This window comes from Mycolicibacterium canariasense (assembly GCF_002101555.1).
In the GTDB taxonomy this organism is placed as follows: Bacteria; Actinomycetota; Actinomycetes; order Mycobacteriales; family Mycobacteriaceae; genus Mycobacterium; species Mycobacterium canariasense.
The window spans coordinates 57,131-78,197 of record NZ_LQOL01000033.1; the positions used below are offsets into that span (position 1 = coordinate 57,131).

At 67.6% G+C, this 21,067-nt stretch carries 21 protein-coding genes; 13 read left to right on the top strand and 8 right to left on the bottom strand.

Annotation, left to right across the window (positions count from 1 at the left end; all coding sequences use genetic code 11):
* Positions 1-33 precede the first annotated feature (33 nt).
* The 5 genes from AWB94_RS05980 to AWB94_RS06000 all read right to left on the bottom strand — a co-directional run bounded on the left by AWB94_RS05980 (position 34) and on the right by AWB94_RS06000 (position 4,731).
* Positions 34-2,106 (bottom strand): ATP-binding protein, encoded by a 2,073-nt coding sequence (locus AWB94_RS05980; RefSeq protein WP_230021228.1) that lies wholly within the window; start codon positions 2,104-2,106, stop codon positions 34-36.
* A 93-nt stretch (positions 2,107-2,199) separates the two neighbouring features.
* Positions 2,200-2,520, bottom strand: coding sequence for a hypothetical protein (locus AWB94_RS34030; protein ID WP_131805244.1), 321 nt, complete (start codon positions 2,518-2,520; stop codon positions 2,200-2,202).
* A gap of 639 nt (positions 2,521-3,159) precedes the next feature.
* Positions 3,160-3,486 carry a hypothetical protein gene (locus AWB94_RS05990; RefSeq protein WP_109762102.1) on the bottom strand — a complete coding sequence of 109 codons (327 nt, stop codon included), beginning with the start codon at positions 3,484-3,486 and terminating at the stop codon, positions 3,160-3,162.
* Positions 3,483-3,704: a hypothetical protein gene (locus AWB94_RS05995; protein WP_230021226.1), complete on the bottom strand. Its 222-nt coding sequence runs from the start codon at positions 3,702-3,704 to the stop codon at positions 3,483-3,485. The genes AWB94_RS05990 and AWB94_RS05995 overlap by 4 nt, the downstream gene beginning before the upstream one ends.
* 187 nt (positions 3,705-3,891) lie before the next feature.
* On the bottom strand, positions 3,892-4,731 hold the full coding sequence (locus AWB94_RS06000) for an ATP-grasp domain-containing protein (RefSeq protein WP_230021225.1): 840 nt from the start codon (positions 4,729-4,731) through the stop codon (positions 3,892-3,894).
* Positions 4,732-5,101: 370 nt separating this feature from the next.
* Here AWB94_RS06000 and AWB94_RS06005 point away from each other — a divergent pair, with 370 nt between their 5' ends.
* From AWB94_RS06005 to AWB94_RS06020, 4 genes are read left to right on the top strand one after another with little or no spacing between them, the layout of a single operon-like run.
* Complete coding sequence (locus AWB94_RS06005; RefSeq protein ID WP_062656039.1) at positions 5,102-5,332, top strand: hypothetical protein; 231 nt, start codon at positions 5,102-5,104, stop codon at positions 5,330-5,332.
* Entirely contained in the window at positions 5,332-5,550 is a 219-nt protein-coding gene (locus AWB94_RS06010; RefSeq protein WP_062656038.1) for a hypothetical protein, read from the top strand. The genes AWB94_RS06005 and AWB94_RS06010 overlap by 1 nt, the downstream gene beginning before the upstream one ends.
* Positions 5,529-5,744: a hypothetical protein gene (locus AWB94_RS06015; RefSeq protein WP_131805243.1), complete on the top strand. Its 216-nt coding sequence runs from the start codon at positions 5,529-5,531 to the stop codon at positions 5,742-5,744. The genes AWB94_RS06010 and AWB94_RS06015 overlap by 22 nt, the downstream gene beginning before the upstream one ends.
* Entirely contained in the window at positions 5,744-5,971 is a 228-nt protein-coding gene (locus AWB94_RS06020; RefSeq protein WP_062656036.1) for a hypothetical protein, read from the top strand. Before AWB94_RS06015 ends, AWB94_RS06020 begins: the two co-directional genes overlap by 1 nt.
* 556 nt (positions 5,972-6,527) lie before the next feature.
* Here the strand turns inward: AWB94_RS06020 and AWB94_RS06025 are convergent.
* The 3 genes from AWB94_RS06025 to AWB94_RS06035 form a co-directional block, all read right to left on the bottom strand.
* On the bottom strand, positions 6,528-6,872 hold the full coding sequence (locus AWB94_RS06025; protein ID WP_062656035.1) for a hypothetical protein: 345 nt from the start codon (positions 6,870-6,872) through the stop codon (positions 6,528-6,530).
* A 92-nt stretch (positions 6,873-6,964) separates the two neighbouring features.
* Positions 6,965-7,225, bottom strand: coding sequence for a type II toxin-antitoxin system RelB family anti-toxin (locus AWB94_RS06030; protein WP_062656034.1), 261 nt, complete (start codon positions 7,223-7,225; stop codon positions 6,965-6,967).
* 13 nt (positions 7,226-7,238) lie between these two features.
* A complete protein-coding gene (locus AWB94_RS06035) occupies positions 7,239-9,407 on the bottom strand; it encodes a helix-turn-helix domain-containing protein (protein ID WP_062656033.1) in 2,169 nt (722 codons plus the stop codon).
* Positions 9,408-10,289: 882 nt separating this feature from the next.
* Between AWB94_RS06035 and AWB94_RS06040 the strand changes: the two genes are divergently transcribed.
* From AWB94_RS06040 to AWB94_RS06075, 9 genes are all read left to right on the top strand, one after another.
* Positions 10,290-11,162, top strand: a complete 873-nt coding sequence (locus AWB94_RS06040; protein ID WP_062656032.1) for a chymotrypsin family serine protease — start codon at positions 10,290-10,292, stop codon at positions 11,160-11,162.
* A 218-nt stretch (positions 11,163-11,380) separates the two neighbouring features.
* Positions 11,381-12,589 carry a hypothetical protein gene (locus AWB94_RS06045; protein ID WP_207626216.1) on the top strand — a complete coding sequence of 403 codons (1,209 nt, stop codon included), beginning with the start codon at positions 11,381-11,383 and terminating at the stop codon, positions 12,587-12,589.
* Positions 12,590-12,711: 122 nt separating this feature from the next.
* Positions 12,712-14,853 carry a cellulase family glycosylhydrolase gene (locus tag AWB94_RS06050; RefSeq protein ID WP_165605293.1) on the top strand — a complete coding sequence of 714 codons (2,142 nt, stop codon included), beginning with the start codon at positions 12,712-12,714 and terminating at the stop codon, positions 14,851-14,853.
* Between the two features lie 95 nt (positions 14,854-14,948).
* Positions 14,949-16,475: a PE-PPE domain-containing protein gene (locus AWB94_RS06055; protein ID WP_207626217.1), complete on the top strand. Its 1,527-nt coding sequence runs from the start codon at positions 14,949-14,951 to the stop codon at positions 16,473-16,475.
* Between the two features lie 295 nt (positions 16,476-16,770).
* Positions 16,771-17,166 carry a hypothetical protein gene (locus AWB94_RS06060; protein ID WP_131805241.1) on the top strand — a complete coding sequence of 132 codons (396 nt, stop codon included), beginning with the start codon at positions 16,771-16,773 and terminating at the stop codon, positions 17,164-17,166.
* Between the two features lie 116 nt (positions 17,167-17,282).
* Complete coding sequence (locus AWB94_RS35010) at positions 17,283-17,444, top strand: hypothetical protein (RefSeq protein WP_165605291.1); 162 nt, start codon at positions 17,283-17,285, stop codon at positions 17,442-17,444.
* Positions 17,445-17,493: 49 nt separating this feature from the next.
* On the top strand, positions 17,494-17,913 hold the full coding sequence (locus tag AWB94_RS06065; protein WP_064961263.1) for a helix-turn-helix transcriptional regulator: 420 nt from the start codon (positions 17,494-17,496) through the stop codon (positions 17,911-17,913).
* Between the two features lie 41 nt (positions 17,914-17,954).
* Positions 17,955-20,357 (top strand): PE-PPE domain-containing protein, encoded by a 2,403-nt coding sequence (locus AWB94_RS06070; RefSeq protein WP_062656026.1) that lies wholly within the window; start codon positions 17,955-17,957, stop codon positions 20,355-20,357.
* 351 nt (positions 20,358-20,708) lie between these two features.
* On the top strand, positions 20,709-21,059 hold the full coding sequence (locus AWB94_RS06075) for a hypothetical protein (protein WP_062656025.1): 351 nt from the start codon (positions 20,709-20,711) through the stop codon (positions 21,057-21,059).
* The last annotated feature ends 8 nt before the right edge of the window (positions 21,060-21,067 follow it).

Sequence of the window (21,067 nt, forward strand, 5' to 3'; positions counted from 1 at the left end):
CCTTGTCTTTCGCGGCTTGGTCGTCCGGGCCGGTCAGGCGGCGTCGGCGGTGGAGTTGGGCGTTGCGGGCATCCGCGGCGGGGTGTGCACGAGATAGTCGATGAAGCCCTGCTTCTCGTTGTCGAAGGCAGAACCGCGCAGATGCTCCAGCAGCGGGTACGCGCGCCGAATCGCCGTCAACAGGTCGGTGACCTCGCGCATGTACTGGCCCGCGAGGCCGATGCTGCGTGCGCGCTCCATCACCGCGGTGTGCGCCGCTGGTACGGCCTTGCACGCAGCTTCGATCTCCGCCGCCCGGGACAGCACGGCGCGCAGCGGGTGGGTCGCGTTCACCTGCGACGCGGCGGTCGCGGCCAGCGTGAGGCGAACGCGGTCGCCGTGCCAGTAGGACTGAGAGTCGATGGCAGCGGCGACCAGTTCGGTCTCAGTCCACCCGGCGGTCTCGACGACGAACCGCGCCTTGGCCCATTCGTGGTAGGTCTGTGCGGCAGGCACTGCGGCCAGCAGCGGCCCCGACTTACGGCGACCGAGGTATACGGCGACCGCGTTGGACCCGGCGATGCGCTGGTCGTAGGTGCGGCCGCAGTCCTCTTCGAGGTAGAAGACCGGCAGTCCCAGCGCGGCGATCTCCGCTCCGGTCAACAGCTCCTGGTGCTGCGGACGGTCATCGCTGATGACGCGCATCGTCATGTATCCGGCCAGACCGCTGCGCGGGGCGCGCGTGGTCGCGGTAGCGGCCAGCCACTCGGTGAAGCTGTAGACGGTGACGCCGGGGGTGTCGGCGCTGATCGGCCATACCTGTCCGGTGGCGGTGTCGCCCTCACCCAGGATGGGCAACTCGACACGATCCTGGCCTTCGACGATAGGGACCACCCACCGAGCCTCGGGGTGTGTGTCGGCCATCATCGTGGCGAAGCTGCGCAGGCCGCGCCGTGCTGGCACACCGGTCACCACCACAACGTCTTTGAGCGCACGCTCAGCCGAGAGCGCGGTGAACACCACCTCGTCTTCTCCGGCGATCTTCCAGCGGCGGCGCTGGGTGCGCCGTCCCTTCTCCGACCCGTGCCGCACACCCGCGCCGGCGGGCACCGCCGCGTGGAACGGGACCGGCAGCAGATCGGCGCGGGCCACGTCACCCAGGACGCTGGCGCGCAGGGTGGCCGCAGCGTGCACGTCGGTCAGCGCCAGGGTCGCCACCTGCTCAGCCAGGTCGGCGTAGAGGACGGCGAACTCGGCCAGCGCGGCGTCCACCGCGGCCATCGTGCGTTCGGTGGCGACCACCGACTCACGGCTCGGGGTGTGGTCGAACGAACCGATGGGCAGTTCGATGACCGCGCCCTGCAACTTGGTCGCGCCGAGCACCCGATTGGTGACCTCGGGGACCGCGCTGAACAGGGTGCCGCCGGAAAGCACGGCGACGGTGCGCGCACCGGCGCGCAGGCAGCCGACCGGGCCGATCCAGCGCAGTCCGCCGGTCAGGCTCGCGACCGGCTTGCCGTCCACCAACACCGCCCCTGCGGGGTGTGCGGACGCCACCTCGGTGATGACTGTGTTCCACGTGTCGAGCTGGCCGGCGACCTCCACTGCGATGGTGATCGTGGTGCCGTTGGGCAGGTCGGAGGGCGAGTCGGCCAGCAGCACCTGATGGGTCAGGTCACGTGCGGCGCGCACCAGGGTGCGCCGTCCGGCCTTCACTGTGTCCACAAGGAATGATTCAGCAAGGGTCAGAGCGGATTTCGCGCCGACACCGAGTCCGCCGATCTGGTCGTTGCTGTCGCGCTTGGTCGAGGCGGCGAACGCCAGGAACGTGTCTTCGACCTCGGCTGCCGACATGCCTACCCCGGCGTCGGCGACGACGAGGTTGGGTTCCAGCTCGGTGGGGCTGGTGATGCGCACTGGCGCGGCGCTGCCTGCGGCGCGGGTGGCGTCCACGGCATTGGAGACGTACTCGCGGACCACTGCCAGTCGGCGGTCGGCGTAGAGGTTGATGAGGATGTCCATCATGCGCCGCGCGCCTTCGGGGTCCACGCGACTCGCCATCGTCGGCGCGGCGTCGGCGGCGTCGCCAGCGGTGACCAGCGTGGAGGCGGGGGCGGGAAGGCGCATCGTCAAAACTCCTGTTTGGGGTGTGGATCGTTCTCTGTTTTAGAGAATACATGCGACCACCGACAAGTGCGAACACTCATCCAACGGTGCTGCTCATCCGTCGTTTTCGGCCAGGATTCCGTCGTCGACGAGCCACTGCACGAGGTTGGCCGCGACCGTCGGAGTGTGCGGCCAACCCAACGCGCGCAGGTCGTCGTGGGGACCGGGAATGCGGCGCTCGATGGCCGGCTCCAGCACCTCAATGCACCATGTGACCGGATCGGTGCCCCACTGCTCGGGACCGAGACCGGTCAGCACCGCCGCGGCGAACTGCCGTGCCACACAGTCGCGGTCGGGCCAACCGAGATCATCGGCACTGCGGCCCTCCAGAAACATCGCCGCCTGCGCAGCCGCTCGTGATGTGGTGACAGACATCGCTTCTCCTCGGGTAGGCCGGGCGCGGTGAGTCCATCAGCCGCCGGTCCCGCGCACCTACCCGCGCGGACCGACACGCCGAGACGAGCGGGGACGTGACAGTTCGCTCATCAAACACAGTCCTGGTGGACCGTCCAGGCGGGCAACCATCCCGGGACCGTCGCAGGCAGCACGGGCACCAGCGGGTCCGACTCAGTCCCGGTCACAGCTGGGGAGCACGTCGCCGATGCAGCATTCGCGCAGGTGGCCACCACAGGCTCAGCTGCGCAAACCGACTCAGTCTCGGTTGCACCGGTTTTCGCCTTGGAGGCCAGTGCCGCGGCGAAGTCCAAGATTGCGGCGCGGTCACCGGCTGTCACATCACCGATCGCGCACAGTGTCACGTCCTGCGCGTAGCTCGGATCGGCCATCGCTGGGTTCGATGTCCACCCCCACTGGTCGTGGGCCATACCTTTGTCACGCACCGGGCGATACCAGGTGTTGCCGTTCGAATCGGTGCGCGCAGGGAACTGCGTCGCGACACTGCTCATGCGACGCCGCAGCGTTCACGCAACTCACGCCACACCGAGCACTCTTGGAGATGCTGCTGATCGACCACCGCGCCGCACCCCTCGCAGTACAGGTCGTCGGAGGCGTACATCACGACGCCACGATTCGTTCGACCTGCATCCCGGCCCCCAGGCACGCCGTGTCCTGCCCGCCGTGCGGAGACACCACCCAGCCGGCGCCGACATCGAACGCCGACACCTCCTCCCCGCAACAGGGGCACACAGCAGTGCCCTGCGGGTAGTGCGACAGATGCCAGTGAGCGGCGTCCGGGCACAGGTACGGGTGCAGCTGCTCGTACCGGTCCCCACGCGCCTGGACGGCGCCCCGGATGGTCTCGGCGCCGGCCAACGCCGCGTCGCTGGATTCGAACCGCCGCTTGGTGACGAACCGGCACGGGGCGGTCATCGGTGCGCTCACCGGTCCAGTCCCGCGATCACGGCGTCGAGCCAGTCTTCGGCGGGGTCGCGGGTGCGGTCCCATTCCCAGCTGTCGAGCGTGCCGGCCATCGGCAGACCGCCGCGTGGCGGCAGCCGATTACCGCTGATCCTCAGCACCACCACGGCGCCGGAAGCATCACGCCGGGCGCTCACCGTGTGTGGGCGAAAGCGGATCTCAGGGGCATGCCTCGGTGACATGTCGGCCACCTGCCCGGGTTGTAGTGGACAGGCCTCCCAGTCGCTGAGCATTCGCGCACCCCGTCTGTCGTTCCGCGGGCCATGTGCCCGAACAGGCGCATTTCAGCCGCCGTTGCGCTGTTCGACCAACCCGCACGCACCGACACGCCGACCGTGCCCGCCGCGGTAATGCCGCGGCTCACAGGTCTCAACGGCGCAGCGGCGCCCGGCACGTCGTGAACAACAGCGGACTGGGCCTCCAGAGCCACCGGTCCGGCACATCGCGCTGCGAGGCGGCGACCGTGGCGCACACCGCCGCCATGTCGTCGGCCAGGTACCAGTCCGACGACCACGCAGCATTCGCCTCGACGATCTTCCACCCGGGCGGCCCCGTCGCCGGCGCAGCGCACCAGCCGATGTCGAGCACCACCGCGGGCGGGACATCGAGTCCGGCGTCGAGCACCGACTGCAGCCAGCCGCGACCTTCGCGATCGCAAGTGCGCATCTGCCGCTGCGGCCACACCTGCCGGTCGACGTCAACGAAGTACGGACTGGACGCGACCACCTGCCCGTCACGGACCCAGCACCGCAGCTCGTAGGCGAACTGCACCGGCGTGGACAGCTGGACGGGCTCGTCGACGGGCAGTCGCGCACACGCATCGGCCAGCTCCCGCGGGGTGCGCACTGCTGCCGCGAAACAGTCGTGCTTGGACTCCGGCAACTTCGCGAACACCGACGACCCGACACCTGTTGCCGTCTCGGCGACGGCACCTGCTGTGCGCGTGACTATTTCGCGCCCGGTCACCGCGACAGGCAACGTGTCGAGCCAGCGCGGCCCCGCCGAGGACAACCGCAGCTGCGGGTAGCGCGTCGTCGCCGCTGCGGCCCAGGCCCCCGGGCACCAGAACAATGCGCAGGGATCGTCGGCACCATCGAGGTCCATGCCGAAATGCTGACGGGCTGCGGTGTGCTCGCACAGCTGCTGCACGCGCCAGTTGGCGTGCGTCACCACTGTCAGCTCTGCGATGACCGGCGCGGGGATGGGCACGGGATCGGGCTCCTCTGTTCGGCGCGGACGGTAGCGCCGTGGGCAGCAGTGCCCGCAACCGGGCGCGGAGATGGGCGAGGACACACTCGCTCGCACAAAAGGTCAGAGGTGCATCCGGTGATGTATTGGTTCAGATTTCAGGAGAGTCCGGTATTCGATCTTCGCGGTCGACACGGCTCTCTGCTTTCGAGCGGCCGGCCGGCGCCCGCCGGCGTTTTGAATCGGCGGGACGTGACAGCAGCAGCAGCGCTGCCGTCAGAGTCAGGTGAACTTTCCGGAAAGTTGCCCCTCACGCGCCGCGCACCCGCGGACACCGGACCGGCTGACACCGTGTCGGCGCACAGCCGCCCACAGCGAAAGGACCCATCCCATGCAGATCACCGTGGACTTCACCGATCTCTATGACGGCAGCGAGTACAAGCGCACCGAAACCTTCGACGTGGAACCACCATCCGGGGATCTCGACGACTGGGCCTACGACAACATCTTTCCCCGCACCGGTGACGGCCGCGCCCACGAACGAGCCGCATACTTCGCCACGATCACCGTCTTCGCCGATCGCCCCGACCTGGTGGGCCGCGAATTCGAATGGGGCCTGTGATGCGAAAGACCACAGTGTTCGATCTGTGCGAGACACACAGCAGCCTCGGAGGAGGACGACGCACCGCCGAGATTGTCTGTGAGGGAGGACCCGCCTACGCCGGTCCGTGCTCCCCGCAGCTGTGCCGCGTCCTGCCCGGGACCGACTTCTACGGCGACCACTGCACCGACGAGGAATTCACCGATCTGGTCGCGAAATGGGAAGTGAACGCGAAGTGATCGCCGACACCGACACCTACCCCGGATACGTCTTCGTCCGCGACGCCCAGGCAGAGTTGAACGTCACCCTCGACGCGCGGCTGACACCGGACCAGGCGCGGGTCATCGCCGGCAACCTGGAACGCGAGGGCAAGCACACCGTCGCTGCTGAGGGACTGCGCCGCGCCGCTGACGAAGCGGAGCGCAAAGCCTGATGCCACTCCCCCGCTATCCCAACGATCTTCACCCCGATTACCCGGTGGCCACCGTCTACACCGCCGACGGTCAGCCCTACGACTACGTCGACCACAACGAGCCGGCACGGTCCTACGCCGCGTGCGGGTACCACGTGAAAGTCCACTCCGGCCATGGCAACTACAGCCGAGAGGAGCTGCAGGAGGCCGTCGACCACGAACTGGCCGGATCCCGCCTGCGCCGCTGAATACCGGCGAGATCCCGGGACCGAGAGACCGCCGGTGCACCAGCCGTGTTAATCGGGGCGATGCGCCGGCCCCAGCCCCAGCAGCAGCAGCAGCTAGTCCCCCGTGGCCGAAGTGGCGCAACCCATCGACGCGACGGGGGCGGCGGTGAAGGTGCCGGCGCCGCGCATTGCAGCAGCCGTGCGATGAGGATCCGGAGCCCGCGCGGGGAACGCGCTCAACTCGCGACTTAGCTGCCGGGCGAACAGGTTGCGGGCGCTACAGGCACCGGCGCTTTGCGCAGCGAGTTGTCAGTTAGCCAGGTAGCGGTCCAAAGCATCCTGCAGAGCTTGCTCCAGGCTCACACCTTCACGCTCTGCGCGAAGTCGTAGCCGCGCCGCTACTTCTCCTGGAACCCAGACTGGGCAGCCGGATGGCACGCCCACTTCTCCCGCGGCGGGTCCCCACTCCAGTTCCCCGACTGTGTATTCGTGGTTCTCTACTGCGCGGCTGAATTGTGCGTAGTACGCGTCGTCGCGCACCGGATGATCAGAACTCGTTGTCACCGCTGAATCCCTTCTACCCGAGTGGCCAGTCGATGGGCTCGGTCTGCGGGCCAACGTACGGACGCTGCCCCGAGAGCATTCCCCGCAAGTCTAGCGATCCGCGGCTGATCCGAAACAGGTCTTCGGCCACAGCCTTGGTCAACAACATCGCATGAAAAACTTCCACCCGCTCGGTCTCTTCGGTCGCAACCTCAATCCATGGTTCGCCCCCGATCCGTCCCACATACATGTATGCGTTCGCAGTGGGGTCGAAGGCGGCATTGATCGGGTACCGGGTGATGAAGTGCTCGATGACCGACCTGATCTCGGCGTCCGTGACACTGTGCTGCCGCGCTGTCGGCTTCACTACGACCTGCATGGGCGGCAAACTAAGCTCACGCACCCAACACCGCTGCGCCGCGGCGCGACGCCACTTCGCGGCATGGGTGTGCCGCCCAGTCGTGCGGCCGCTTATTCCGAAGACGCGGGAGCCACCACCGACAGCACCAGCGACGCGCCGCACGCGGTGAGGTACTGGCGCAGCTGCGAGAGCCGCGGGTCACTGTCCAGGCGCTCCATGCCGGCCACGGTCGTCGCGTCCGCGCCCATCAGCGCCGCCAGCTGCGCCTGACTGAGTCCGGCGGCGGCGCGTGCCGCGGCGAGGTCGCGGGTGAACGCCACCTGCGCGCGTGCCGACAGCCGAGCTGCGCGCCGCGCCACCGAGTCCAGCACAGCTACACCCCGATCAGTGACTCACCGCGAACTGCTGCCACGGCATCAGCTGCGGAAGATGCTCGCTGCGCACCTGCGACGCGGTGACCGGCACCGGGTCACGCGGAACCTTTCCTTCGACCTGTCGGGCCCGGCGGGCGGCCTCCACGTGGCGGTCCAACAGCAGCAGGCCGCCGCGGTTGATCGGCACGCCGATCTCGATCCAGGCACCGTTCGGGAACTGCTTCCACTTCGGTTTGGTCGCGGGCCCGCCGGCCAGTGCACCGCGGCGGTACCAGCGCTGCACTGTGCGCTCGCTGACCTGTAGCCGGTCAGCCGCCTCGCCGACTGTCAGCACCCCGTCCCAGCGGTCGACTCGCAATCGCGGGTAGTGCCCCGCGGCGTATTCCAGTTTCTGGCGGCCCAACCCCAGCAGTTCGCTGGCGTGGATGCGGTGCACGGTGCCGAAATGCACGCTGTGGAGCTTGCGCGCCCGAATCAGCTGCTTGACCTGTGAGAGCGGGCGGTTGAGGAACCGTGCGGCGAAGTCCAGGGCCAGAAAGTCGCGGGTGATCGCCCGGCCATGATCGGCGCCGGAAGGCCGCAAGTTTGGGCACAGCCGAGCAACCCGCGCCGAGAACACGCCGGCGGCGTACAGGTCACCGTGACGGATGCGCAGCTCATGACCGTCGCGCATCGCCGGGATGAGCCCTTCACGCACCAGGGTCTCGATGGTCGACTTGCGGCAGCCGGCAAGCAGAGCGGCGGCGCGGCGGGTGTGGATCCACTCCGAGGGGCGCTCGAGCTTCATGGTCTCTTCCAGCCAGGCCATGTAGTTGTTCATGTGTTCGGCGGTCAGCGCCGCACCCCGCTTCGGTGCGGCCTCAGCATGGGCCTTTGCCACCCGGTCGTTGTGTTTGTCGATGCGCAGCGTGCGGCGCAGTGCCACAACGTCATCGGCACGCACCCACAGTTTGTCGGCGCGGGTGATCGCCTCGATGCGCTTAGCCGCGATCCAGCGCCGCAGTGTGCGCACCGTGACCCCCAGCCTGCCCGCAGCTGTGGGCAGGTCTATGTGGTTCGGGTCGTCAGGGTCGACAGGAGGGCGGCCCTGCTGCTTGGCGTACAGCTCCTGGCGCAGATAGATCAGGTGCATTACGTCGTCGGCGCGCACTCGGGCCACGCCGCCGATGACCTGCGTGCGGATCCCGGCGGCGGCCACACGCTTCCGCGCCCCCGACAGCGACAGCCGCAGTGTCTCCGCGACTTTGGACATCGGCCACAGCGCATTGCCCGCCGCGGTGTCGAAAACCTCGTCGGTGCGGCGCACTTGGTCGGGAGTGATCGCAGGTGCCATCACACGCAACGCGTTGAGGTAGGCGCGCTTGGCTTCCGGTGTCTTCCGTTTGGCCAGCGCGATTTTGGCGAAATCGATCAACTGCAGCTGCGAAGACTTGAACGGCACCGTGTGCGTGGCCAGCAGCGAGGCCTTGATCAGCGCGTGCGGGCCCCGCCCCACGATCGGCAACGTGAACGGGTCCTGGCGCGACCAGCGGCGCACGGTCTCCTCGCTGACGCGCATGGTCTTGGCGACCTCTGCCAGCGGCACGCCCAGGTCACTGTCGACGGCAGGGGCGGTGGGCCGGTAGGCGGCGGTGTCGGTGCGGAAGTAGACGTCGGCGCCGAATTTCAGGTCGGGACGATGTGTCAGCGCCCACACCAGATCCGAGCGCACCCGCACCGTGCGCCCGAACGTCACTTTGGGTAGGCGTCCGCCACTGATCAAGCGCCGTACACCGCTGGCGCTGGTGCCCAGTGCCGTTGCGGCTTCGGCGATCGTCAGCATCCGGACCTGCTGGCTGTAGACGGGGCCGTCGATCTGGCGCACACCGCCGGCCCGTAGTGCAGCGGCTTCCAGTTCGGCCTGCTGCTGCGCCGGCAGAGGGTGCAGCTGGATGCCGGGGTGCCACGGCTGGCCGAACATCGAGGCGGCGGCTTCCAGCGCGGTGGCGCGCGGTGGGTCCGGCGGGGTCGGCAGTTCCTGTTCGCGCCAGCGCTGTGCTTCGGCTTCCTGATGGCGGCGACTGGCCTGCAGCTGGCGCAGAATCTCCTGCTGCCAGTGTGGAGGCCGGGACCAGAACGATGGCAGCACTTCGTCCGCGTAGTCCGCGGGGTCGATCCAGTTGCTGTCGGCGTCGGTCATGGCGCACACGGTAGCGGATGCATCGCGCAGTGCAGCCGCTAGATGCACGTGCATCACCGTGTCGCGGCGAAGACTCTGCCGATCGCGTGACTCATCTCACAGGATTTCGTAGACAGTTGTCGGACGCCAAACCGCTGGCGTAGAACGCACGAGTATTCTCGATTGACGCACCTTCGACCAGCGGAAACTGTCAGCACCGCGTGCAATCTCCGAGCTACCTGCAGCGCAGCATCCATGTCGCCAGAAGGGGGAGGGGGTCGTCAATCATGAAGAAATTCAATGAAACACTTTTCGCTACAACAACGGTCTTATTGTCGGATGCGTAAAAGTAGAAGTGCCTGATAGATACATATAACTAGATACACTAACTAAAAATATGAACGAGTAAGAGAAACTGTCACCATTCACCGCCCCGATAAACCGCTGTGAGCCACGCCACAGGCCACGGTGTAGAGACGGTTACCGTCAGACCCCCTCCCTCCTCTGGCGACACCAACGCACCTGTCCAGCTCACGCCGAGATCACCGAAAACTCTGACACTTTCCACAGGTCAACGGTGCGCCAACCGGAGAAGTTCGTGCGATCTGCGCCAGCGGAACCCCGGCGCTGCCTCGACCGCTGAGGGGTGCGCAGACCGGCCCGCATGGGGTTTCATGATCAGCTGACGAAAGGGGGACGTGACAGTGAAACCGTGGAAAGGCCTTTGCTGGGAGGCGGTGCAGGTGAGCGTGGAGGAGGCTGCTGAATCCGCAGGTCAGCGGGCCGTGACCGATGCGTAAACCGTGGATGATTTGCTTTCAACGCTACCGCCGCGACAAAAGTGCAGGTCGCGGCGGTGATCGCATATTTGCCGAGTTGTCATCCCCGTGTGACCATGGAGGTATGTCCACCCGATTTGCGCAGGTCACGAGGCTGACGGCAGCTGTCGCAGCTGTCGCGGCTTTGGCTGCCTGCTCGCCGGGTGACGGGATCGCCGTGCAGTCGACCGCTGGGACTGCGACGCCCTCCCCCGAGCTTCTGCAGCCCGAGACGAAGCCGTCCAACGAAGAGCCGCAGGGGTACGTCGATGTCAGCGACGTACCCCTCGCTCTCACGTTCGATACCTCCGGCTTGCCCGCCCAGTACGGCGACCCGGCCCCCGGCATCAAAATCACACGCAGGGATGCACAGGATGCCCCTCAGCGCTGCAGTCTGGGTCCTGCAATCATCACGCATGCTGGTCGATCAGGTTTCGTAACCGCCGGCCATTGCTCGGACAACGGCGCTGACCAGTACGTGCAGATCGGAGACCGAGATTTCGCTGACGACTCGCTCGGCGCTGTCGTCTCCGTCGAGGTCGCTGTCGATGCCCGGCCTGTGCGTGACAGTGGAGTGATCTGGACAGATGAAGCAGCAGATGACGGCTGGGTCGCCGGAAAGTGGCCGGTCCTCGACGCGATGACGGTCAGTGATGTCCAGGGCCTCCGTCCTGGCACACCTATCTGCGTCAACGGCGCAGTCTCTGGCGTCAAGTGCAGTCCCCTGATTCAGGCCGATGAGCAGAGCATTCGGTTCCGGCCGATCACTACAGGGGGCGACTCTGGGGCTCCGGTGTTCGTCGTGGACCACGATGGGCGAGCCCGACTGATCGGAATCCTCGGCGGCGAATGGGTGGTTGACCGCCCTGACGGACGTACTGTCCCGCAATGGAGCGAGGCGATGTACCTCGCACCCGTGCTTGCCGATCTTTCTGCGCAGCCCGTACTCCCGCGCTGATCGATGCGTCTCGTCGGTGGAACTGACCTCCGCGATGCCATGCTGGATGCATGCCAGCAGCGCCTGACCTAGACGTATCGCGACCCACAGCCGAAGAGGTCGCCGCGGCTGCCGCTATGGCAGCGGCCTTGGACAATTTCGGCCGCGGCGTGGAGGCGAGCAGCACGCATTTCGGTTCAGTGGCGACCGGTGAGGCACTTGAAGGTGCGCTCGGCGACATGGCCGGAACGCGTGACACCGTCGACGGCGGTGCGACGTCTGCGGTCGCAGCCGCGCAGACGATGCGCGGTATGCGCGCCGGCGGCGATGCCTGGTTGCGGGATGCCCCCAAGCAGGCCGATCTAGAGCGCGCCGAGCAGAAGGTGGCGTCGGTTCGCGCAGAGATGCAGCTGGCGGCGCTGTCGGGGCTGCCGGCGAGCCTGATTCAGGAGCGGTTGGCCGCTGCTCAGAATGAGCTGCGGGAGTTGGAGTCTCGTCGTGCCGCAGCGGACGAAGCCTACGAACGTGCGTGTCGCCGCGCAGCGGAAAAGCTGGGCACTCGAGGCAAGTGCCAGCTACCCGAGGGTGGTACTCCGCGGCGTGTTCCGCAGAGCAGCGAAGACACCGATGCCGACATTCCACGTACCACGGCCAACAAGCTCGATACCCCGCCGGCCGCCGCCCCGTCGACACCTGGTGCTCCAGCGCCCGGTACTCCGGCACCGTCCGCTCCGCCGGCGACGCGTCCGTCATCGGCACCGCCGGCCACCGCGCCCAGTACCAGCTCCTCCTCCCCCGGCTTGAACGCGGATGCGCTGAAACTGCTGGCGAGCCAGGCCCAGAACCCGCAGCAGCCACAGATGGCAGCACCGCCCCAGCAGCCGGCGCCGCAGCCAGCCGCCCAGTCCGGCGCGCCGACAGCGGCGGGGCCGGCGCAGAACGCGAAGACCTCCGGCGCGCTGACAGCCGATGACTTCGGGGGCACCATCGCCCCCGCACCGGTCGGTCTGGGCCTGGCCAGCGGCGGATCGCCTGCGGCCACGGTGAGTCCGTCCACCCCGGCACCGGCTGCCGCCGCCGCCGCGCCGGTGTCGCAGACGCCGGGTACCTCGGCCAACAACCTGTCGACGGCCGCAGACACCTCGGGGCGCTCCGAGCCTGCACGCACGGCCTACAACCCGACCACGACAACCTCGCACGCCACTGGCTCAGCGGCTGCTCCGGCGACGCCGCTGGCCGGCCGCGGCATGGGCGTCGGTGCGGGGATGCCACACATGCCGATGGTCCCGATGGGCGGAATGCCCGGCGGTGGGGCCGGCGGCGGCGGATCCCGCGGCGGTGACGGATCGAAGGTGACCGCCTATGACAGCGGCCGCGACCACGGCGCCAGTTCCATCAACGAAGCGGTGCGGGGCGGCACGATCGCGCAACGTCGCGAGTTGGACTGACAGCCCAGGTCTTCTAGCTGCAGGTTCGCTGCTTAACCCGCCCAGTCTCTCGGCCATTCCCGCGTCTGACCTGCGACGCGCCGCAGTGCGATTCACACCCGTGAATGTGGTCGCATGCGCGCGTGAACTCACGTAAGCAGCCTGACCGTCCCGCACTGAGCCCTAAAGTTGCAGGTCAGAAGTCCCGCGATCAGGCCCGACATGTCTCCACCACGACGGGCGTACCCACCCCCCTCCTGCGGGCCAAGCTCGCCGCGGGCACCGTCGCGGCCGTCACGCTGGCCTCGGTGCTCACCGCTGCGCCCGCAACGGCAACCAATGATCTGTTGCGGCCGACTCACCGGGTAGCTGTCACATTGCTGTCCGAGATCAGCGACTCCGCGCCGGTTTTCGGTGTCGCCGACTCTCACCTGTACAACCTTGGCCCCGAGGAACTCACGGCGCGGCTGACGGAGCTGCGTGGCCTCGGCGTGACCGACCTGCGGGTCGCGGTTCCGTGGGTTTACATCGAACCTGCGGCCGGCACATACGACTGGTCGAAGATGGACGCCCTGGTGGCCAAGGCCAGCGATATGGGGTTCACCCTGACAGGCGCAGTCACCGCTACGCCGACCTGGGCCGGTCTGCCGTTGGCCGGCGCCCCGAATCCGGACACCTACGCCGCATTCGCAGGCTCGGTGGCGGCACGGTACGGCTCGCAGATCGCGAGCTATGAGATCTGGAACGAGCCGAACGGTGTGATGTTCTACGCCCCGGTCAGCGCCTCCGGCTACACCGAGATGCTCAAGGCCGCATACACCGCGATCAAGGCCGCCAATCCGGATGCGGCGGTCCTCGCCGGATCACTGGGCGCGACCACCAACGTCAACGGAATCTCGGTGACTCCGCAGCGTTTCCTGGAACAGATGTACGCCGCCGGCGCCGCCGGCTACTTCGACGCGCTGTCCTATCACCCCTACCACTACACGCTCCCTTTCTCCGCGGGCACGGGTACCGCCAACACGCCGCTGGAGCAGGTCAAAGCGCTCTACGAGCTGATGGTCGCCAACGGCGATGGGGGAAAACAGATTTGGGCCACCGAATACGGCACCGCCACCACTCCGGGCTGGGGCGTCACCCAGACCGAGCAGGCGGCGCTGCTGCGGGACTTCCTCACCGCCTGGTCCAAGCTGTCTTACACCGGGCCGGCGTTCGTGTACACGTCCCAGGACGCGCAGACCGGAATTCTCAACCACGAGTACAACTTCGGACTGTTCACCTCCTCTGGTGCGCCCAAGCTTGCCGCGCAGGTGCTCGCCGAGCTGATTGCGGCGAGCGGCCTCGGTGAGCTACCCGACTACACCGCGCCCAAAATGGGTGCCGCACGGGACCTGTACTTACAGTTGGCATCGGTCGGATTCGGGCTGGCCAATACCGCGCTGATCATTCCCAACGCAGCGATCGCCGTGATCTACAACCTGATGCCGGGCCCGCTGCGCAAGGCGTTCACCGCGGTAGCCAACGCGGTCTCGGCGGTCGTCGCCCAGGTCGCGATCGCGGTGACCCCGGCCGTGCAGGCAGCGCTGGGCCTGGTAATCCGCGCTCTGCCACAGACTCCCGCTCCCGCTACCGACGCCACCGAGGACGAGACAGACGACAAGACAACCGCCCTGGCGCAGGAAGAGGCCGACAACGACGACGCGGGCGAGGAGACTGGTAACCCGACGAGCGAGGCCGCCGCGGTGTCCGACGACATCGATGCTGCACCAGTCGGGGCCCCGACCGCCGATGCTGTCGCCGGTGAGCTGGTCACCATCTCCGACCCCGACACTGCACAGGAGCCGGCAGTCGAGCCCGCCCTGGTCGAGGATTCCCTGACCGAACCAGTCGAGGAGACCGAACCCAGCTCCGACCCAGCTCCGATCGAAACCGACACCGAAGCCGAAGTCGTCGATTCCTCAGCCGAGACGGAAACGGTCGGCTCCGACGAACCTGCGGGCGACACCGAGACCGAGGCTGAACCCGCCACGAACGACGCCACGGTCACCGGTGAGGGCACTGACACCGAGGCTGAGTCACAGCGAGCGGAAGAAGCCCTTGGCGAGGGCAGTGCCGCGAAGTCTGAGCGGTCCCCGCGTCGGGCGCCGCGCACGGCCATGGCGCCATCGGCTGACAGGTCGACCTCGCCGGCGGCCCAACGCGGCCATCGCGGGGACGATGCGCGGTCCGCGCCGCGGGAATCCGGGCGCGAGGGCAGCCGGTCGAATTCCAGGGCTGGCGAATGACGGCCGCTCGGGCCCAGCGAAGCCGCCGACACACGCACCGGACGAGGCGGTGGATCGGGGCGACAGTGTGCGCAGCGCTGATCGTTTCGCCCGCGGTGGTGATCAGCCCTGCACCTGCGCAGGCCGCTGATTCGGTGTTCCATCTCTCCGGGACCCGCGACAATCCTGCGCCGCAGCAGATGGTCGATCTGGCCGACATCGGTGCGGCCTTTACGTATTTCGGTGAGCAGGCATTGCAGATCGGTTATGCGGCGGCGCTGTTTCCGTTCCAGGGCGCGACCGCGTTGAACGCCTCGGTAGCCGAGGGATTGGCGAACCTCGTGGCGGCGCTGGAGGCCGCGCCGGCCGGAGATCGGTTGGTGCTGATCGGGGTCTCGCAGGGCGACATTGTGCTGAGCCTGTTGGAGCAGGCGCTGCTCGCGGCGGGCGAGGCCCGCGACGTGCTGTTCGTGCGGATGGCCGGCCCGTCCGGGGACACCGGGGTGATGGGCCGCAACTGGGGCTTCAAGCTCCCCGGGCTGTCGTTCGTCACGCGGCCGGACGAATCGCCGTTCGATCAGGTCGTGCTCAACCACGAATACGACGGTCTCGGGCACTGGCCGGTCCGCCAGCTCAACGTGCTGGCGGTGCTCAACGCGGTCATGGGCACGTTGACGTTCCACAACCCGAACGCCTACGCAGTGGACCTGTCGGCGTTCCCGGAATCCGACATCACTACCACCGTGAACTCTCTCGGGGCCACCACGACGACCTACCTGATCCGGGCAACGGGGCTGCTGCCGCTGCTGCGGCCACTGCAAGCGCTCGGAGTCAGCGCCGGCCTTCTCGACGACTGGAACCGAACCCTCAAACCGATCATCGACTCCGCCTACGATCCCGGCCAGGCGCCGATGGTGGCGCGGGTCGTGCAGTCGATGGTGCGGGTGGTGGTCAACCAGATCACCGCCATGGCAGACGGGATCGGCTCGGCACTGCGCCGTATTGACGCGGCACACCGGGCCCGCACGACACCGGCGGTCGAAGCGGGGGCGGACACCGGCGAGGAGTCGGCGGCGGGCCCAGCAGAGCATGACCCGCCACCGCCGTCACTGACACAGGTCGTGGCGGTATCAGACTCGCGGGAACCGCGCCCTGCTCCGGCAGTAGACACCGATCACGTAGTGCTGCAGCCGAATACGGAAGCAATCGGAGATGCCGGCAGCCAGCCGGTCCCCGCACCGGCCCCACCGGCCGAACCGGACATACCGGCAGAACCGGCCACCGTGCTCACCGACGATCTGGATGCCGTCGCCGATAGCGACGACCTGGCAGCCACGGACTCGGCCGGTGCGCAGGAATACGCGACGAGCATCACCGACCGCGGCGACTCCACCGAAGGCGACGACGGCGCGACGGTTGCGCCCGCCGACGCCGGCGTGACCGCCAGCACGCGTACGCGGCTGCACACCCGCCAGGTCGGCGGCGGCGGCTCCGAAGCCGTGTCGCGGCCGCGGGCACCGAAGACGGCCAGGACGGCGATCCGGTCCGGCTCCCCCGATCGCGGTAGCGGCCGCAGCCTCTCCGGATCGTCACCGCGCAGAGACTCCTCCCGCACCGCGAAGGATTCAGGAGCCGAGTCGTGACTCTCACGGCGGTGGGCTGGCTGGTCGGCGCCGCGGGTGTTCTTTTCCTGTGCTGGGAGGCGCGGCGCCGCGTCCGAGCGGCCTCGGCCCACATCCGCCACTGCACCGACACTTTCGAACCCCGACCAGCGGCCGGTACGCAGGCACCAACAGCCGGCCCTGATGCCAACCCGTGCACCACGCCCGCCGCCCCTCACGGTCGCACCCCGTGATCGGGCCGGTCAGCTTCCTTCTCGCTGTCGCCGCAGCCACAGCGCGGCACCGTGTGCTGGCTCCGGCACCGAAGGGATTCGCTGTGAACGGCACAGCGTTTGCCAGTGGCGTGGGGCCGTGGCTCTCCGTGGTGATCCTCTCCGTATCAGCGTTCTCGGCGATGGCGATCCTCGCTCGCTACGGTCGCCACACCGCTGTTCAGCGCCCCGCCCTGCTGGCCTTGCCGATCGCCGTCACGGGAGCGGTACTGGCGCTGCTGGTGATTCTCGTGCCGTATCTGATCGCCAGTCCGCCCATCGATGACCGGGCGCTTGCCGCATCTATCGGAACCGGACGGTGGCTGTGGCCAGCAGTCCTAGCCGCGACCGCCTGGGCATGGGTGACCGCATATTCCGTTCGCGCCGCCCGCCTGTTCCACCGTCAACAGCCGCCCTGGACGACCATCGCCGGTTACCAGAGATGGGCACACCGTGGCTGACTCCGATGACGCACGTCCGCCGTGCGAACACCGCCTGCTCAGCGACCGATCCAAGCCCGCCGTCATCGCGATCCGAACCCACTTCGCGTACCACGCACCGTCAGGGGCCGCCAAAAGTGGCCCGCTGCCACAGCGACATCACCGATCCCGGCGAATTCGATGCACGCACACCGGAATACAACCGCGTCGGCGATGTCATCCAGCGGATGATTGCCGCCTTCGGCGACGACGCAGACCTCGAAGTGGTGATCCGGCGGGCCGCCCCATCACCGCGGTGAACGACAGCGCAGCGCAGCACAACAGGTAGACAGACAGGGGACTCACACGATGACGACAACAAGCGCGGCGACCTACAAGGGAACCTTCGGCGTGCCGGATGGCTTTGCCGCACAACTCAATCAGCTGTTCGAGACGATCTATCCGCCAGGTCGCGGTCCATTCACCAGTCAGGAACTCATCCAGTGGGTTCACGCCGGCGGTATGCGGCTATCGGCACCTTACTTGTCCCAGCTCCGCACTGGAGGCCGTCAGCGGCCTTCGCAGTACATGATCGAACTGATCGCCGAGTTCTTCGGGATCGGCAGCGAATACTTCACCGATCCCGAAGGCAACTATAGGCAACGGCTTGACGCCGAACTCGAGTGGCTCGCCCTCGCACGCAACCCCGACGTTCGCAGGCTCACCACCATGCTGACCGACCTGGACACCGACACCCGAGAGCGGCTCATGGCCGACGTCGGGATCTGAACACCCCTGCCCACCAGCCCCAACACCCTTCTAGGAGCAGCATGTCCACCACCTCGCGCCGCTTGGCCACCACCGTCGTGGCAGCGGCCACCGTCACCGCGCTGACCACAGCGGCAGCCGCCCCCGCACCTTCGCCCGCCCCGGTGTCGGCAGTCAATGCTCAGGTGCGCCTGGCCGCGTCGACCGGGATATACCCGATCGGACCCATCCCGCAGGCCTTCCGCACCATGGGGATGGGCACCGCGCAGGACTTCCTCAACGGCATGGCCGGGCTGGCGCAGATCGTTCCCGGCGATGCCGGACAAGGGCTCAAGCAGACGGTGGAGAACCTGGCTGCCCTGGTCGCCGCGTTGCAGACCGGCATCAACCTGCCCCTGCTGGGCAACATCTCGATTCCCGAGATGGCCGTGCCGCCGATGGGACCGGCCGGAACCATCGACCAGATCAACACGCTGCAGTGGTCGACGCTGACCCAGGGCACGCTGTCGGCGCTCAAGACCGCACTGGCCGCCGGTGACGCCGCCGCAGTCATCATCGGACTACTCGACGACATCACCGGCATCGACACCGACATCATCGAGACCCTCGTGGCCGACCTGCCCCTCAACGTGCCCGGCGCCTGGGACGGGCCGTTCTTCTCGAAAGCCGGCAAGCTCGCCATCGTGCCGGCAATCGGCCTGGGCGGCACCAACTTCGCACTCGCCTCACCCACGTTCCTCAACGATCCCGCATTCGCTCAGACCGCTATCCTGGCGATCGCCCTGCGCAACCCCAGCCGCACCGGTGGCGGCATTCTCTCGCTGCTCAACCCGCTGTCATCCACAGTCGGCTTGAATCTGTCGAACGCCGATGGCACGGCATCACACCGAAGCACCAACGGATTTGGGGTGCCGATCACGGTCATGGACGGCAACGTCACCGTGTGGGACTTCGGCGCCGCCTACGACATCGTCTCCGACGCGCCCTCAACACTGCTCAATCCGCTGGCGTGGCTGAACAGCGGTGTCGGCATGGTCATGCCGACCTATCTGCTGCCGCCGAATGTCGACGCGTTCTTCGAAGTGATCGGCGATCTCACCGGTGGCACCCTGAGCGCCGGGACGATCAACCATCTGCTGGAGACCGTGGACGTCGCGAGCCTGTTGCACGTCGACGTCGGCGGGGACGGCAACCTGTATGTCACCTACGACTCGGGTCGGCTGCCCCTGCTGGAGCCCATTCAGTTCATCCCGCGGACGCTGAGCTACCTGCCGGGATTCGGGTTCTCCACCACGGTGTCGGATTCGTTCGCCGATGTCTTGACCCAGCTGGTCGCCCAGGGCTACCAGGACGTCGGTATGGCCGTGGACGCCGAAGGTGTCGCCACCTTCACCCGCGGCTGGGACATGGCCGGCACACAGGCGAAATTCTGGCAGAATCCGGTCTCCTGGCAGATGGGCTTGGAGACCCCGCAGACCGTGTTCAACTCGGTGATCTCGGGGCTGCAGGACAACCTTCTCGACCCGGCCAAAGGCGAGTTTGAGATCTTCGGCAACAAAGAGATCGGGAACCTGGTCTACCGCAACGCGGTCAGTGTCGCGGCCGCCCAGTTCATCTCACAGGCGCTGGAGCAAGTGCGCGATGCACTCAACCCGCTGATCAACGACGCGCAGGGCGCGCTCAACCCGATCGCCAAAGCACTCGACGACGCCACCGCCGAGGTCAACCGGGTCATCGACGACGGCCTGGGCGCGGTCACCGATCTCGGGGTGGACCTCAACGGGCCGATGCTCGACGCCAACCGTCTCGCCAACCAGGTGGGCGACGGCATCAACAACGGCATTCGCAGCATCTTCAATTTGAAGCCCATCGACACGCCACCCGCGCTGCGGTCGGCCGGCAACGGGGCCCAGCTGCAGACGGCGGCCACCGCGGCGCATCAGGTCCCCACGATCACCGACACCCTGGGAGCACCGGATTCCACGATGCTCCCTCTGGACGCAACCGCCGAACAGGAGGAACACGCGCCCGCCGACGCCGACGACGCCGGAACCATCCCCACCACCGATACCGCGGCGACCACAGCGGAGGTGAACGCACCCGAGGACACCGCCGCCACTGAAGACACCGGGAAAGCCACGGCCCCGTCGCCAGACAGAGCTGAGTCCACCGCGGCAGAGAAGAGATCCGCCCCGCGGGAAGTCCGCACGACGGCTGATCCCGATGCAGCCGCGGACGCACCGGCAGCGGTCGCCGACTCGCCGGTGACCAGCCGCACCGACGCCGTGCGAACGCGCACTGCGCGCGACACCCAGCGGTCCACAAGCGCTCCCCGGGTCTCGTTGCGTCCGGATCGTGACACCGACGCGACGTCGTCGAGCCCGCGGTCCGCACGCACGGCCGCCGAACCGAAGGGAGCACGCTCAGGTGCGGACGCAGGCGGCAGCCGTTCCGGTGACGCATGAGCGGCCCAGTGCTCCTCCTGGTCGCCGTAGCCGCTCTATCAGCGGTGGCCACCGTGATCGCCCCGCGCCGGTCCGCACGGTTGCTCAGTCTGCGCAGGCACCGACTCCCCGATCCGCCACCGCGCTGGGTCCGGTTCCTGCCAGAGCGATGATCGCAGCGGCGTTCCCGCTCAGTCAGCGTCACGTCCAGCACGCATCCGGCGCCCGTGCATTTGCATCGGCATCCGATGCGTGCACTTAGACGCGTATCAGCCGTCGATGCAGCGCTCGCGCCCATACACTGCCCAGAGAGGCCGTGCATTTCATGCGGCAAAAGAGATGGCACATGTGCAGGCCGCGGGAGGAGAGATAGTGGGCAACAGTCCATCAGGGACCACGATCGAGATCGCCGACGCCGACGGTTTCCCTGCCAAAGTGACACGTATCCGCGAAGCCGCGGCGGGCCTCTCCGCCATCGCCGGGGAGCTGGGCACGATCGCGGATACCGCACGCACGGAGACCATGCAGTTCACTCGTGATGGCATGCCGGCGCCCATATACGCCCAGACACTGGAGGGCCTCGACGCCTGGGCCAAGGCCGCGGCGGCGCTCACTCGCTCTGTCGCCGACCAGGCCCAAGCCGCGGCCGACACCATCAGCGAGAAGTTCACCGCCATGACCGGCACCGACATCACCGCTGCTGCCGACATCCACCACACCTAGACCAGGAC

What these genes read in the sequence shown, in the direction of transcription:
- AWB94_RS34030 (WP_131805244.1), bottom strand. Translation starts at nt 2,520, where the DNA reads ATGTCTGTCACCACATCACGAGCGGCTGCGCAGGCGGCGATGTTTCTG.
- AWB94_RS06015 (WP_131805243.1), top strand. Translation starts at nt 5,529, where the DNA reads ATGGGAAGTGAACGCGAAGTGATCGCCGACACCGACACCTACCCCGGA.
- AWB94_RS06005 (WP_062656039.1), top strand. Translation starts at nt 5,102, where the DNA reads ATGCAGATCACCGTGGACTTCACCGATCTCTATGACGGCAGCGAGTAC.
- AWB94_RS05980 (WP_230021228.1), bottom strand. Translation starts at nt 2,106, where the DNA reads ATGCGCCTTCCCGCCCCCGCCTCCACGCTGGTCACCGCTGGCGACGCC.
- AWB94_RS06010 (WP_062656038.1), top strand. Translation starts at nt 5,332, where the DNA reads ATGCGAAAGACCACAGTGTTCGATCTGTGCGAGACACACAGCAGCCTC.
- AWB94_RS05995 (WP_230021226.1), bottom strand. Translation starts at nt 3,704, where the DNA reads ATGTCACCGAGGCATGCCCCTGAGATCCGCTTTCGCCCACACACGGTG.
- AWB94_RS06070 (WP_062656026.1), top strand. Translation starts at nt 17,955, where the DNA reads ATGTCCACCACCTCGCGCCGCTTGGCCACCACCGTCGTGGCAGCGGCC.
- AWB94_RS06025 (WP_062656035.1), bottom strand. Translation starts at nt 6,872, where the DNA reads ATGCAGGTCGTAGTGAAGCCGACAGCGCGGCAGCACAGTGTCACGGAC.
- AWB94_RS06020 (WP_062656036.1), top strand. Translation starts at nt 5,744, where the DNA reads ATGCCACTCCCCCGCTATCCCAACGATCTTCACCCCGATTACCCGGTG.
- AWB94_RS06040 (WP_062656032.1), top strand. Translation starts at nt 10,290, where the DNA reads ATGTCCACCCGATTTGCGCAGGTCACGAGGCTGACGGCAGCTGTCGCA.
- AWB94_RS06065 (WP_064961263.1), top strand. Translation starts at nt 17,494, where the DNA reads ATGACGACAACAAGCGCGGCGACCTACAAGGGAACCTTCGGCGTGCCG.
- AWB94_RS06035 (WP_062656033.1), bottom strand. Translation starts at nt 9,407, where the DNA reads ATGACCGACGCCGACAGCAACTGGATCGACCCCGCGGACTACGCGGAC.
- AWB94_RS06045 (WP_207626216.1), top strand. Translation starts at nt 11,381, where the DNA reads ATGGCCGGAACGCGTGACACCGTCGACGGCGGTGCGACGTCTGCGGTC.